This window comes from Streptomyces sp. NBC_00178, assembly GCF_036206005.1.
Classification (GTDB): domain Bacteria; phylum Actinomycetota; class Actinomycetes; order Streptomycetales; family Streptomycetaceae; genus Streptomyces.
In genome coordinates this window covers 2,206,355-2,218,730 of the sequence record NZ_CP108143.1, presented here as the reverse complement: position 1 = coordinate 2,218,730, position 12,376 = coordinate 2,206,355, and the positions used below count along the sequence as shown (strand labels likewise).

The following is a 12,376-nucleotide window of genomic DNA, read 5'->3' as shown; positions in this document are numbered from 1 at the left end:
TCGGTCACCTCCGGCAACCGAAGCTAGGTTTCGCACTCCCCCCCGGACAACACGAGACCCGGCACTTCACACATAAGGGTGCCGATGTTCGTATTCGCCTGCGAACGGGGGTGTCGCCGTGCTTTTGCGCGGGGTCTAAGGTTAGGCATTCCTAAGTCTTTCCTGTGTACGTCCCGAACTGGAGCACACCATGTCCTTCGGACGCCGCGGCACCGCCGCTGCCTGTCTCGCGGTCGCCGCCGCCCTCACCCTCTCGGCGTGCGGAGGTGACGACTCCGGCGGCTCGGCCGCCGGTGACGCGGGCGCCGACAAGAAGGCCGCCGTCGCCACGGGCGGCAAGGACTTCGGGGACGCGGCGAAGAAGACCGCGGGCTACGGCACGGACGCCGCGGCGGGCGTGTTCCCGCGCACCCTCACCCACGCCATGGGGACGACGAAGCTCCCGTCGAAGCCCCGCCGTGTGGTCGTCCTGGACGTCGGTGAATTCGACAACGTTGTCTCGCTCGGTGTGAAGCCCGTCGGCTACGCCCCCTCCGAGGGCGACGCGGCCATCCCGTCCTACCTGAAGAAGGAGGCCGGGAACCCGGTCAGCGTCGGAACCATCAACAGCCTCAACCTGGAGGCGATCGCCGGCCTGAAGCCGGACCTGATCCTCGGCAGCCAGCTGCGCGCGGCGGACAAGTACGACGAGCTGTCCAAGATCGCGCCCACCGTGTTCTCCATCCGCCCGGGCTTCACCTGGAAGGAGAACTACCTCCTGAACGCCGCCGCGCTCGACCGGACCGCGAAGGCGAAGTCCGAGCTCGCCGCCTACCAGGCGAAGGCGGACAAGCTCGGCGAGGACATCGGCCCCGACAAGCCGACCATCTCCATGGTCCGCTACCTGCCGGACAAGATCCGCCTCTACGCCAAGGACTCCTTCATCGGCACGATCCTCCAGGACGTCGGCCTCCCGCGGCCCAAGAACCAGCAGATCGACGACCTGGCGGCGGAGATCAGCCCCGAGAACATCGACCAGGCCGACGCCGACTGGATCTTCACCGGGGTCTACGGCGACGCCAAGGCCACCAAGCGCGACACCGCACGCGCCAACCCGCTGTGGAAGAACCTCGCCGCCGTCAAGGCCGGGCACGCCAAGGACGTCTCCGACGAGACCTGGTACCTCGGCCTGGGCGTCAGCTCCGCGAACCTCGTCCTCGACGACCTCCGCGCCGACCTCGTCAAGTAGCGGATCGCGTACCGGGGCGCGGCGGGCCGGGTAACGATTCGTGCCGCACCGCCGTTCCGCCCGCACGGGCCCCGGCGGCCAGGGGCGGCGGGGCACGGGGGGCAGGTAGCCTTTCCCCCGTGCCCCGTCTGTCTGAAGTCATCGCCGAGCTCGACGCCCTCTGGCCTCCCGGGCGGGCCGAGGGATGGGACGCCGTCGGCACGGTGTGCGGCGATCCCGCGGCGGAGACCGACCGGGTCCTCTTCGCCGTCGACCCCGTCCAGAGCGTCGTCGAGGAGGCCCGGACCCTCGGTGCCCAGCTGATCGTCACCCACCACCCGCTCTACCTGCGGGGTACGACGACGGTCGCGGCCACCACCTTCAAGGGCCGGGTCGTGCACGACCTCATCAAGCACGGCATCGCCCTGCACGTGGCGCACACCAACGCGGACACCGCCGACCCCGGGGTCTCCGACGCCCTGGCCGGCGCCCTGGACCTGCGGGTCACCGGCCCGCTCGTGCCCGACCCCACGGACTCCGCGGGCCGCCGCGGCCTCGGCCGGATCTGCGAGCTCGACCACCCCGAGACGCTCCGCGAGTTCGCCGCCCGCGCCGCCGCCCGGCTGCCCGCCACCGCGCAGGGCATCAGGCTGGCCGGCGACCCCGACGCCGTCGTGCGACGGGTCGCGGTGAGCGGCGGATCGGGCGACAGCCTCTTCGAGGCCGTGCGTGCGGCGGGTGTGGACGCCTTCCTCACCGCGGACCTCCGCCACCACCCGGCCTCCGAGGCGGTCCAGCACTCGCCGCTCGGACTCGTCGATGCCGCACACTGGGCCACCGAGCAGCCCTGGTGCGAGCAGGCCGCCGCGCAGCTCGACGCACTTTCCGACCGCCACGGATGGGACCTGCGGGTCCACGTCTCGAAGCAGGTCACCGACCCCTGGACCACCCACCACTCTTCTGGAGCCCCCAACTGAACGCCGCGCCCGCCGACCAGATCCGACTCCTCGAAGTCCAGGCACTCGACGTACGCCTGTCGCAGCTCTCCCACAGGCGGACGTCGCTGCCCGAGCACGCGGAGATCGACTCGCTCAACAGCGACCTCGCCCAGCTGCGCGACCTCCTCGTCGCCTCGCAGACCGAGGAGAGCGACACCACCCGCGAGCAGTCGAAGGCGGAGCAGGACGTCGACCAGGTGCGCCAGCGTGCCGTCCGCGACCAGCAGCGGCTCGACTCGGGCGCGGTCTCCTCGCCGAAGGACCTGGAGAGCCTCCAGCGGGAGATCACCTCGCTGGCCAAGCGCCAGGGCGACCTGGAGGACGTCGTCCTCGAGATCATGGAGCGCCGTGAGTCCGCCCAGGAACGCGTCACCGAGCTGACCGAGCGCGTCCGCGCCGTGCAGGCCAAGGTGGACGACGCGACCGCCCGGCGGGACGCGGCCACCCAGGAGATCGACGGCGACGCCGCCACGGTGGGCAAGGACCGCGAGGTCGTCGCCGGCTCGGTCCCCGCCGACCTGCTCAAGCTGTACGACAAGCTGCGCGCCCAGCAGGGCGGCGTCGGTGCGGCCCGGCTCTACCAGCGCCGCTGCGAGGGCTGCCGCCTGGAGCTGAACATCACCGAGGTCAACGACGTGAAGGCCGCGTCCCCGGACACCGTGCTGCGCTGCGAGAACTGCCACCGCATCCTCGTCCGTACCTCGGAGTCGGGCCTGTAATGCCCGCTTCCCACCAGCTGGTCGTCGAGGCGGACGGGGGCTCCCGGGGCAACCCGGGGCCCGCCGGGTACGGCGCGGTCGTCCTCGACCCGGTCACCGGCGGGACGCTCGCCGAGGCCGCCGAGTACATCGGCGTCGCGACGAACAACGTCGCCGAGTACAAGGGCCTGATCGCCGGCCTCAAGGCGGCCAGGGCCCTGGTCCCGGACGGCGACCTGCGGGTGCACGTCCGGATGGACTCCAAGCTGGTGGTCGAGCAGATGTCGGGCCGCTGGAAGATCAAGCACCCCGACATGAAGCCGCTGGCCGCCGAGGCGGCGGGCGTCCTGCCCGCCTCCTCCGTGACGTACGAGTGGATCCCGCGCGCCGAGAACAAGCACGCCGACCGGCTCGCCAACGAGGCGATGGACGCGGGCAGGCGGGGCGAGCGGTGGGAGCGGTCGTCCTCGACGGCCGACCTGGACACCGGGCGTCCCGCCGAGCTGCCCGGGTCTCCCGCGGGCCCTCCCGGCGACCCGGTCGCGGGCGCGGCGAAGGTCCGCGCGGCGATGGCCGCCGCCCGTCCGGCCGCGGCCGCCGTACCGCAGACGGGCTGGGGGAGCGCCCCCGATCTGGGTGCGCCCGCCACCTTCGTCCTGCTCCGGCACGGCGAGACGGCCCTGACCCCGGAGAAGCGGTTCTCCGGCAGCGGCGGCACCGACCCCGAGCTCTCGGCCACCGGCCGCCACCAGGCCTCCTGCGCCGCCGACGCCTTCGCCGCACGGGGCACGGTCCAGGAGATCGTCAGCTCCCCGATGCGCCGCTGCCGGGAGACGGCCGCCGCCGTCGCCGGCCGCCTCGGGCTCGACGTACGCATCGAGGAGGGCCTGCGCGAGACGGACTTCGGCGTCTGGGAGGGGCTCACCTTCGCCGAGGTGCGCGAGCGGTACGCCTCCGACCTCACCGCGTGGCTCGCGTCCCCCGACGTGGCGCCCACGGGCGGCGGGGAGAGCTTCGCGGAGGTCACCGAGAGGGTGTCGGCCGCCCGCGACCGCCTCGTCGCCCGCTACGCCGGCCGCACCGTGCTCCTGGTCACCCACGTGACCCCGATCAAGACGCTGGTCCGGCTCGCGCTGGGCGCGCCGCCGGAGTCACTGTTCCGTATGGAACTCTCGCCGGCCTCCGTGTCGACCGTCGCGTACTACGCGGACGGCAACCCCTCGCTGAGGGTGCTCAACGACACCTCGCACCTGCGCTGACGCCGGGTGCCGTGACCTGGTCCACGGGCGTCCTCGGTTTCGCGGCGGGACTTCTGCTCTCCATGGTGACGGCACCCGTGGGCGTGTCCGGGGCGGTGTTCCTGCTGCCTGTGCAGGTCAGCGTGCTCGGGGTGCCGTCTCCCGCGGTGACGCCCACCAACCTGCTCTACAACGTGGTGTCGTGCCCCGGTGCCCTGCTGCGCTACCGCAGGGGCGGGCGGCTGCGCGGGCCGCTCACCAGGCTGCTGGTCGCGGGAGCCGTGCCGGGGGTCGCGATCGGCGCGCTCATCCGGGTCTTCGCCGTGCCGGGCGCCACCGTGTTCCGGGCGTTCATCGCCGTGCTGCTGCTCCCGCTGGGGGCCTGGCTGTGCGCCCGTACGGTGCACCCCGCACGGCGTGGTACGCCGGCCGGACCGCCGTCTCCGCGTGCCACCACGGGGCTCGCCCTGGCAGTCGGCGTCGCGGGCGGGGTCTACGGCATCGGCGGAGGCTCGCTCCTGGGGCCGATCCTGGTGGGGCGCGGGGTCCCCGTCGCCAAGGTCGCCCCTGCCGCGCTGGCCTGCACGTTCGTCACGTCCCTGGCCGGGGCGGGCGTGTACGCGCTGCTGTCCCTCACGGCGACGGGCGACATCGCCCCCGACTGGCCACTCGGCCTCGCCTGCGGTCTCGGCGGTCTCTGCGGCGGCTACCTCGGCGCGCGCCTGGCGCCCCGCCTCCCCGAGACGGGTCTGCGGCTGCTGCTGGGCCTCCTCGCGCTGGGCATCGGACTGCTGTACGCGGTCCAGGCCGTGAGCTGAGCCGGGAGGCTCAGCCGCGGCCCAGCGCCGAGGCCCCGGCGGCGAGCCGCTCGACGCGCGCCCAGTCCTTCGCCGCCACCGCGTCGGCCGGCACCATCCAGCTTCCGCCGACGCAGCCGACGTTGGGCAGTGCGAGGTACGACGGTGCCGACGTGAGCGAGATGCCGCCCGTCGGGCAGAACCGGGCCTGGGGCAGCGGCGCGGACAGCGCCTTCAGGTAGGCGGTGCCGCCGGCCGCCTCGGCGGGGAAGAACTTCATCTCCGTGACTCCGCGCTCCAGCAGCGCGACCACCTCGGACGTCGTCGAGACCCCGGGCAGGAAGGGCAGACCCGAGCCCTTCATCGCCTCCAGCAGGGCGTCCGTCCAGCCGGGGCTGACCAGGAAGCGGGCCCCCGCGGCCACCGTGGCATCGACGTGCGCGGGCGAGATCACCGTGCCCGCGCCCACCACGGCGCCGGGTACCCCGGCGGCGATCGCCCGTATCGCGTCCAGGGCGGCCGCCGTGCGCAGCGTGACCTCGATGGCCGGCAGCCCGCCGGCGACGAGGGCGCGGGCCAGCGGCACGGCGTCGGCCGCGTCCTCCAGGACGACGACGGGGACGACGGGGGCGAGGTCCAGGACGGAGGAGGACACGGCGGAGGGCGCGGATGAGGTCATGGGCTCATCCTGCCGGGAGAACAGCAGTATGCGCAACGAGCGTTGCGCATACTGCAACGGTCAGTGGATCTCGGTGACCACCACGTCGATGGCCCACGGCCGGCCGGCGCGTGCCGGAGCCTCGGCCTCCACGAGGTACCCCAGGTCACGGAGCACCTCGACCAGCTGGGCCGGCCCCTTCGGGCGGGCACCGGCCGTCAGCAGGTCGCGGACCATCCGGCCCTTCGTCGCCTTGTTGAAGTGGCTGACCACGGACCGCTTCTCGACCCCGTCCACCACCTGCGACTGGAGGACCCGCACGCTCGCCGTCCGCCCCGCGATCTCGCCCGCCGGCTTCCACGCGCCCGCGTACGCCGCCGACCGCAGGTCCAGTACCAGTCCGTCCCCGGCCGCCTCGGGCATGACCTCGGCCATCGGGGCGCGCCAGTGCGCGCCCAGGGCCCCCAGTCCGGGCAGCTTCACCCCCATCGAGCAGCGGTACGACGGGATGCGGTCACCGATCCGGACCGCGCCCCAGAGCCCGGAGAAGACCAGCAGCGACTTCCCGGCCCGCCGCTTCGCGGCGGCGTCCAGGGTGGCCAGGTCCAGCGCGTCGTAGAGCACGCCCGTGTAGATCTCCCCGGCAGGGCGGGTGCCGGCGGTGCGCAGCTCCCCGTTCTTCGCCACCTCACCGCGCAGCCCCTCGCTCAGTCCCAGTACCTCGCGGGCCTTCTCCTCGTCGGCCAGGCACAGCTCGACCAGCTCGTCGAGGACCGCGGCACGGGCCCCGGAAAGGCCCGGCAGGGACAGCGACTCGGGCTTCAGCGGTGCCCCGCGCCCCGATGCGGCCTTGCCTTCGGAGGGCGGCAACAACACGAGCACGGGGTTCTCCTTCGGACGCGGCACAGGGCCCCTGACGCGCGGGAACCCCGCAGCAAGGGTACGGCGGTCCCGACCGCACCGACCCGCCCCCCGACCGGGATGCCGACCGCACCGCACCGCCCTACGCTCGGTGGCATGCCCCGCCGCCGGCTCCACATGACAGGCGCAGACGGCACCGCCCTGCGGGCGGCCCTGCGTGAACTGCGCACACGGCTGGACGTGCCCGACGGCTTCCCGGCCGCCGTGCTCGCCGAAGCCGCCGAGGCGGCGAGGGCCCCGGACGTGTCGGCCCACCTCGACGCCACGGACCTGCCGTTCCTGACCATCGACCCGCCCGCCTCCACCGACCTCGACCAGGCCCTGTACCTGGAGCGGCGCAGGCACGGCTTCCGGGTGTTCTACGCCATCGCCGACGTCGCCGCCTTCGTCCGCCCCGGCGGTGCGCTCGACGCGGAGGCCCACCGGCGGGTGACGACGCTCTACTTCCCCGACGGCAGGGCGCCCCTGCACCCCGCCCCGCTCTCCGAATGGGCCGCCAGTCTGCTCCCCGGCGAGACGCGTCCCGCGGCCCTGTGGCGCATCGACCTCGACCCGGAGGGCCGCACCATGGGCGCCGAGGTGCGCCGCGCCGTCGTGCGCAGCCGGGCGAAACTCGACTACGCGGGCGTCCAGCGACAGATCGACGCCGGCACCGCCGAGGAACCTCTCGCCCTCCTCGCGGTCATCGGCCGGCTGCGCGAGGAGCAGGAGACCGCGCGGGGCGGCATCTCGCTCAACGTGCCCGAGCAGGAGATCGTCGAACACGACGGGACCTACGGCCTGGGCTACCGCACCCCGCTGCCCGCGGACGGCTGGAACGCCCAGCTCTCCCTGCTCACCGGAATGGCGGCCGCGGCCCTCATGCGGGACTCCGGCACCGGCATCCTGCGCACCCTGCCCGTCGCCCCCGACGGGGCCGTGGCCCGGCTCAGACGCTCCGCGCAGGCCCTGCACATCGACTGGCCCCACCACGTCGCATACGCCGAGGTGGTGCGCTCGCTGGACCCGGCGAAGAGCAGCCACGCCGCGTTCCTCCAGGAGTGCACCACACTCCTGCGAGGCGCCGGCTACAGCGTGTTCGAGCACGGGGTACTCCCCACCCCCGCCGTGCACGCGGCCGTCGCCGAGCTGTACACGCACTGCACCGCGCCGCTGCGCCGCCTCGTGGACCGGTACGCCGCCGAGCTGTGCCTCTCCGCGACCGCGGAGACCCGGCCGCCGGAATGGGTGCTCCAGGCCCTCCGCGGCCTGCCGAAGGAGATGGCTGAGGGCAGCCGCCGGGCGAACACGGTGGAGCGGGAGTGCGTCGACGTGGTCGAGGCCGCGCTGCTCAGGGGCCGGGTCGGCGAGGTCTTCGACGGATACGTCATCGACGTCAAGGAGGACCGGCCGTCCGTCGGCACCGTCCACATCGAGGACCCGGCGATCGTCGCCCGCGTCGAGTCCGCCGCACCTCTCCCGCTGGGCGAACGGCTGAGGGTCCGGCTGACCCGCGCGGACCCGGGATCCTCGAAGGTGCTGTTCGCGCCCGTGTGAGCCCTCGGAGCGGGCAGCCCGAGCCGCCCCGTACGGTCACGGCTTCGCGCACGCGCTGTTTCCCCCGGGCGCCGGAGCGCCGGTGCCCGGGAGTCGGGCATCGCGGCCTTCGCCGGCCGCGCCGCCGGGTAGCATGGTCACCACGGCAGACGAGCCGGGCGGACGGCCGCGTGAGGATCCCCGGATCCTCCCGAGGAACGTCCGGGCTCCACAGGGCAGGGTGGTGGCTAACGGCCACCCGGGGTGACCCGCGGGACAGTGCCACAGAAAACAGACCGCCCGGGACTCCGGTCCCGGGTAAGGGTGAAACGGTGGTGTAAGAGACCACCAGCGCCTGAGGCGACTCAGGCGGCTAGGTAAACCCCACCCGGAGCAAGGTCAAGAGGGAGCACCCCGGTGCTCCTGCGCGAACGACCGAGGGCGGCTCGCCCGAGTTCGCGGGTAGACCGCACGAGACCGGCAGCAATGCCGGTCCTAGATGGATGGCCGTCTCCCCGGCCGCCGCGAGGCGACCGGGAGACAGAACCCGGCGTACAGCCCGACTCGTCTGCCGCCACCAGCGGCTTCGCCGGTGGGACCCGGTGCGGACAGCACCGCCGGAGCCCCCACGAGCCGACGGCCCGCGCCAGGGCTCCCGTCGGCCCGAGGTCCGGCACCGACCATCGGTACGAGGCCGTCCCCGTCACTCGCTTCTGTCGGGCCACGAGGTTCCGTGGTGACGCGCACGCCAGGGGTCCTGCCGCCCGGTCGGGCAGCAGGACCCTTTTCAGCTTTTCAGCCGCCCCCGTCCATGGGCCGGAGTCAGCCGGCGGTCTTCGCGGGTGCCTCGTCATGCCGGTCGACGACGCCGCGTTCCATCACGGCGTCGGTGCCGTACAGCACGTCGCCGGTGGTGCCCCTGGCGTCGGCCTTGGACTTGTGGTTGATGAAGTACGACTGCGAGCCCGTGTAGGCGAGGGTGTCCTTGTCGAAGATCAACACGGTCCGGGTGGCGGAGCGGGCGTCCCTGCGGGTGATGCCGATGCCATGGCGTCCGGCCGCGTCGACGGCGTCGGGGATCCAGGTGACGCCGGGGATCCTTGCGGCAGCCTGGTACAGCGCGGAGGCTGTAGCGGGCGGCATGATCGCGTTGAAGAGCAGGTCGCCGACAGTCCCGAAGACGGCCTCGTCCTTCGTTTCCCGCTCATCCACCCTGGTCTGGGTGTAGAGCAGTTCGAGCAGGGCGTCGGGGTCGGTGGGCAGCGAGGCAAGCCACGCGTAGGTGGGGTACCACACACCGGGCCGCACGGGCGATGTCGTGGTCACAGGGCCGAGCTGACCAGGCATCATGGCGTCCTTCCCGCTCGAGCGGAGCCAGCCGGTCGTGGTCACCGGGCCGGGCTTCTGAGCCAGCCACCGCTCGTCCTTGTGTGCTGCACCGAGCACCACCGGGCCGCCGAACGTGCCCTTGTTCTCGCGCACCAGGCGCCGGAAGTACACGAACTGGTCTTCCCGGACCGGCGTCGCGTCCGTCTTCATGGCCGCGTCGGCGATCCGGCCCAGCGTGACGGATGCGTTGGTGACCCGGGCCGGTGAGGAGACAGCGGACTTGGCCGTCGGGGCGGAGGCGTGGTCGCCGCCGGAAAGGGTGACGACCAGTGCGCCGGCCAGGGCGAGTGACGTGGCGGGCACCATCAGGGCGAGGCGCGGCAGCCTGCGGCGGCGGGAGGGAGCGGGCGAGGTCTCGCCGACGGAGTTGCGATCGTGATCGATCTGCTGCATCAGGACGTCCTTGTGGTGAAGGTGGCGGCTCGGCGAGAGGTCCCAGTCGACCGGAGCGGCGAGGAGTTCTTCCGCCTCACTCCGGGCAAAGCCGGCGCGTGAGTTGTCGGCGTTCATCGGGTTTCCTCCTGCAGGAACAGGGCCGCGATTGCGGCTTCACTCTCTTTCTCTCCGCGACGGCCGCGCGGTTCCCGGTTCTTTCGGAACGCGGGGCCGGAGCTGTGGCGGGCCAGTCGCGCCCGGGCGCGGGAGAGCCGCGACCTCACGGTGCCGACCGGGACGCCCAGCGCCTCGGCGGCCTGGTGGTAGTCCAGCCCGGCACCCACGCACAGAGCGATCACCTCACGGTCCGGGCGGCTCAGCCGGCGCAGGGCTTCGTGGACCGACTCGAGGTGGCGGGCATCGTCGATCCGGCCGGCCGTCTCGTCCGCGAAGTCCTCCACCGGCCGGGGCTCCGGGCTGCCTGCCAGGAAGGCGAGCCGCCGACGAAGACCGCGATTGGCGTTGTGCGCCTTGTGCGTGGCGATGCCGAGCAGCCACGGTGTGAGGGAACCACCCTCCGGATCCAGCGCCTCCCGGGTGCGCCAGGCACCCAGGAAGGTCTCTGACATCACTTCCTCGGCCTCCGACCAGTTACCCGTCAGCCTCAGGGCTTGTCTGTAGACAGCGCGAGCGTTCTGGTCGTACAGCTCGGCGAACGCCGCACGGTCCCCCGCCCGCACGCGCGCTCGCAACGACTCACTGGTTTCTGTATGCCTCACACCCAATGACTCTCCGCCGACCCGACCGCGTTCCCGTGTCCTGCGCCACACCGCCGCTAAAGGGGAAGAGCGGAAGGCCCGTCGTGGGGGACGAGGCCGGTCTGCGGCCGGGAGGATTCGGTGCGAACCGATCGAACTGCCCCTGCCCCTGGCCGGATCCCGAGTCGCCCGACCCGTCTCCCGCCACCGCCTCCCGGAATACGCCGGAAGGGGCCCTGCGTAGGAGGCCCCTTCCGGTCGTTGCGTCGTCACCAGGTGACGGGAAGGGCCTCCAGGCCGTAGACGTTCGCTCCCTCGCTGTGGAAGGCCAGATCCTCGGCCGGGACCGCCGACGCGAGGCCGGGGAAGCGTCGGAACAGTGCGGTCAGGGCCACCTGGAGTTCCAGGCGGGCCAGGTGCTGTCCCGGGCACTGGTGGGTGCCGAATCCGAAGGCCAGGTGCCCGACCGGTTCGCGGGAGAGGTCGAGCCGGTCCGGTTCCGCTACCAGTTCCGGGTCGCGGTTCGCGTTCAGCAGGGAGATCAGGACGCGTTCGCCGGCCTTCACCTGCCATGAACCGATGGTGACGTCCTCGGTCGCCGCACGGGGGAACACGCCCGAGATGCTCATGTAGCGGAGGAACTCCTCCACGGCCTTCTCGGTGCCGTCCTCACCGCCGGCGAGCATCAGCGCCAGCTGTTCGGGCTGCTGGATGAGCGCCAGCGCGCTCACGCCGATCATCGCGGCGGTCGTCTCGTGCCCGGCCACGACCAGGGCGCTGGTCATGCCGATGATCTCCTCCGTGCTGAGCTTGCCCTCCTCGTCCCTCAGCAGGGAACTGATGAGGCCCTCACCGGGCTGCCGGCGGATCTCCTCCACGACGTGGGTGATGTACTCGCGGAACGCGCCGAGGTGTGCGAAGTACTCCGCCGGGGAGCTGGCGAAGTTGACGATGCCGGTGCTGAGCCGGTGGAAGTCGTGACGCAGCTCGGTGGGCACTCCGAGCACCTCGCCGATCACGTTCGAGGGGACCGCGAGAGCGAACGTCGCGACGAGGTCCGCTCCGGGGCCGGCCTTCTCCGTCGCGTCCAGGCACTCGGCCACGACCCGCTCGATCATCGGTCGCAGGGTCTGTACCCGCTTGCGGGTGAAGATCCCGGAGAGCATGCGGCGGAGGCGTGCGTGCTCGGCGCCGTCGAAGTCGGGCGGGAAGCCGGGCATGTACGTCCGGGGGCTGCCGTCGGCGAGCGGCAGGTGGCTGTACCGCAGGCGGTTGTCCCCCAGGGCGGCGCGGGCGTCCGCGTACCGGGACACGACGAGCACGTCCGCGTCACCGAACCTCGGCTCGTACATCGGGACCCGCACCGGTTCCTCCGCCCGGGCCATCCCGACGAGGCGGGCCGACGGATCGAAGGGGCATTTCGGCTCGCGGTCCGTCACGGCGAACCCGCGCGTCAGACGTTCAGTCATGATCAAGTCCTGGGGTAATGCCGCAAGGAGGCCGCGTCGGGCCTGGTGTGCCGGCCGTGTCGTCGCCTTTCGCGTCGCGAGTGCCGTAGGCAGCGGTCACACGTCGGCAGCTGCTCCGCGCCGACGGCCTGCCGCGACCGGCCGCGGCCGGTCGGTGCTGTTGTGAAGGACCCAATCACGACATAATTGACAGGTCAAATAGATGTTGTCCCCGGGGCTCCCCGGGGCCGTCGGGGCCGCCTCGCCTGGACCCCCGGGGCGTCACTCCTCGAACGGGTGATGCGCTGGTGGTGCGGAGTCGGCGGAGCCGGCGCCCTCGCGACCGTTCCGGACCGAGGGCGCACGTTGCTCTC

11 protein-coding genes and 1 other RNA gene are annotated in these 12,376 nt (G+C 72.6%); 7 read left to right on the top strand and 5 right to left on the bottom strand.

Going from position 1 to position 12,376, the window contains the following annotated elements; translation table 11 throughout:
* Positions 1 to 190 precede the first annotated feature (190 nt).
* From OHT61_RS09575 to OHT61_RS09555, 5 genes are all read left to right on the top strand, one after another.
* Positions 191 to 1,228 carry an ABC transporter substrate-binding protein gene (locus OHT61_RS09575; protein WP_329036837.1) on the top strand — a complete coding sequence of 346 codons (1,038 nt, stop codon included), beginning with the start codon at positions 191 to 193 and terminating at the stop codon, positions 1,226 to 1,228.
* A 119-nt stretch (positions 1,229 to 1,347) separates the two neighbouring features.
* Entirely contained in the window at positions 1,348 to 2,184 is an 837-nt protein-coding gene (locus OHT61_RS09570) for a Nif3-like dinuclear metal center hexameric protein (protein WP_329036834.1), read from the top strand.
* Complete coding sequence (locus OHT61_RS09565) at positions 2,181 to 2,924, top strand: zinc ribbon domain-containing protein (RefSeq protein WP_329043169.1); 744 nt, start codon at positions 2,181 to 2,183, stop codon at positions 2,922 to 2,924. The genes OHT61_RS09570 and OHT61_RS09565 overlap by 4 nt, the downstream gene beginning before the upstream one ends.
* Positions 2,924 to 4,162: a bifunctional RNase H/acid phosphatase gene (locus OHT61_RS09560; RefSeq protein ID WP_329036833.1), complete on the top strand. Its 1,239-nt coding sequence runs from the start codon at positions 2,924 to 2,926 to the stop codon at positions 4,160 to 4,162. Before OHT61_RS09565 ends, OHT61_RS09560 begins: the two co-directional genes overlap by 1 nt.
* Before the next feature lie 11 nt (positions 4,163 to 4,173).
* Positions 4,174 to 4,959 carry a sulfite exporter TauE/SafE family protein gene (locus tag OHT61_RS09555; RefSeq protein WP_329036831.1) on the top strand — a complete coding sequence of 262 codons (786 nt, stop codon included), beginning with the start codon at positions 4,174 to 4,176 and terminating at the stop codon, positions 4,957 to 4,959.
* 10 nt (positions 4,960 to 4,969) lie between these two features.
* On the opposite strand, the gene eda is transcribed toward OHT61_RS09555, so the two are convergent.
* Both eda and yaaA read right to left on the bottom strand, forming a co-directional pair.
* Entirely contained in the window at positions 4,970 to 5,617 is a 648-nt protein-coding gene (eda, locus tag OHT61_RS09550) for a bifunctional 4-hydroxy-2-oxoglutarate aldolase/2-dehydro-3-deoxy-phosphogluconate aldolase (protein ID WP_329036830.1), read from the bottom strand.
* A gap of 60 nt (positions 5,618 to 5,677) precedes the next feature.
* On the bottom strand, positions 5,678 to 6,478 hold the full coding sequence (yaaA, locus tag OHT61_RS09545) for a peroxide stress protein YaaA (protein WP_329036828.1): 801 nt from the start codon (positions 6,476 to 6,478) through the stop codon (positions 5,678 to 5,680).
* A gap of 156 nt (positions 6,479 to 6,634) precedes the next feature.
* Here yaaA and OHT61_RS09540 point away from each other — a divergent pair, with 156 nt between their 5' ends.
* Entirely contained in the window at positions 6,635 to 8,053 is a 1,419-nt protein-coding gene (locus OHT61_RS09540) for an RNB domain-containing ribonuclease (protein WP_329043168.1), read from the top strand.
* Positions 8,054 to 8,203: 150 nt separating this feature from the next.
* An RNA gene (rnpB, locus tag OHT61_RS09535) (RNase P RNA component class A) lies at positions 8,204 to 8,603 on the top strand.
* Positions 8,604 to 8,854: 251 nt separating this feature from the next.
* Here rnpB and OHT61_RS09530 read toward each other — a convergent pair.
* The 3 genes from OHT61_RS09530 to OHT61_RS09520 all read right to left on the bottom strand — a co-directional run bounded on the left by OHT61_RS09530 (position 8,855) and on the right by OHT61_RS09520 (position 12,023).
* Entirely contained in the window at positions 8,855 to 9,931 is a 1,077-nt protein-coding gene (locus tag OHT61_RS09530) for a CU044_5270 family protein (protein ID WP_329036827.1), read from the bottom strand.
* Complete coding sequence (locus tag OHT61_RS09525; protein WP_329043167.1) at positions 9,928 to 10,548, bottom strand: RNA polymerase sigma factor; 621 nt, start codon at positions 10,546 to 10,548, stop codon at positions 9,928 to 9,930. Before OHT61_RS09525 ends, OHT61_RS09530 begins: the two co-directional genes overlap by 4 nt.
* 275 nt (positions 10,549 to 10,823) lie before the next feature.
* On the bottom strand, positions 10,824 to 12,023 hold the full coding sequence (locus tag OHT61_RS09520) for a cytochrome P450 (protein WP_329036824.1): 1,200 nt from the start codon (positions 12,021 to 12,023) through the stop codon (positions 10,824 to 10,826).
* Positions 12,024 to 12,376: the final 353 nt, after the last annotated feature.

Coding starts and splice junctions, on each gene's coding strand:
- OHT61_RS09575 (WP_329036837.1), top strand. CDS start 191: ATGTCCTTCGGACGCCGCGGCACCGCCGCTGCCTGTCTCGCGGTCGCC.
- OHT61_RS09560 (WP_329036833.1), top strand. CDS start 2,924: ATGCCCGCTTCCCACCAGCTGGTCGTCGAGGCGGACGGGGGCTCCCGG.
- eda (WP_329036830.1), bottom strand. CDS start 5,617: ATGACCTCATCCGCGCCCTCCGCCGTGTCCTCCTCCGTCCTGGACCTC.
- OHT61_RS09540 (WP_329043168.1), top strand. CDS start 6,635: ATGACAGGCGCAGACGGCACCGCCCTGCGGGCGGCCCTGCGTGAACTG.
- OHT61_RS09530 (WP_329036827.1), bottom strand. CDS start 9,931: ATGAACGCCGACAACTCACGCGCCGGCTTTGCCCGGAGTGAGGCGGAA.
- OHT61_RS09520 (WP_329036824.1), bottom strand. CDS start 12,023: ATGACTGAACGTCTGACGCGCGGGTTCGCCGTGACGGACCGCGAGCCG.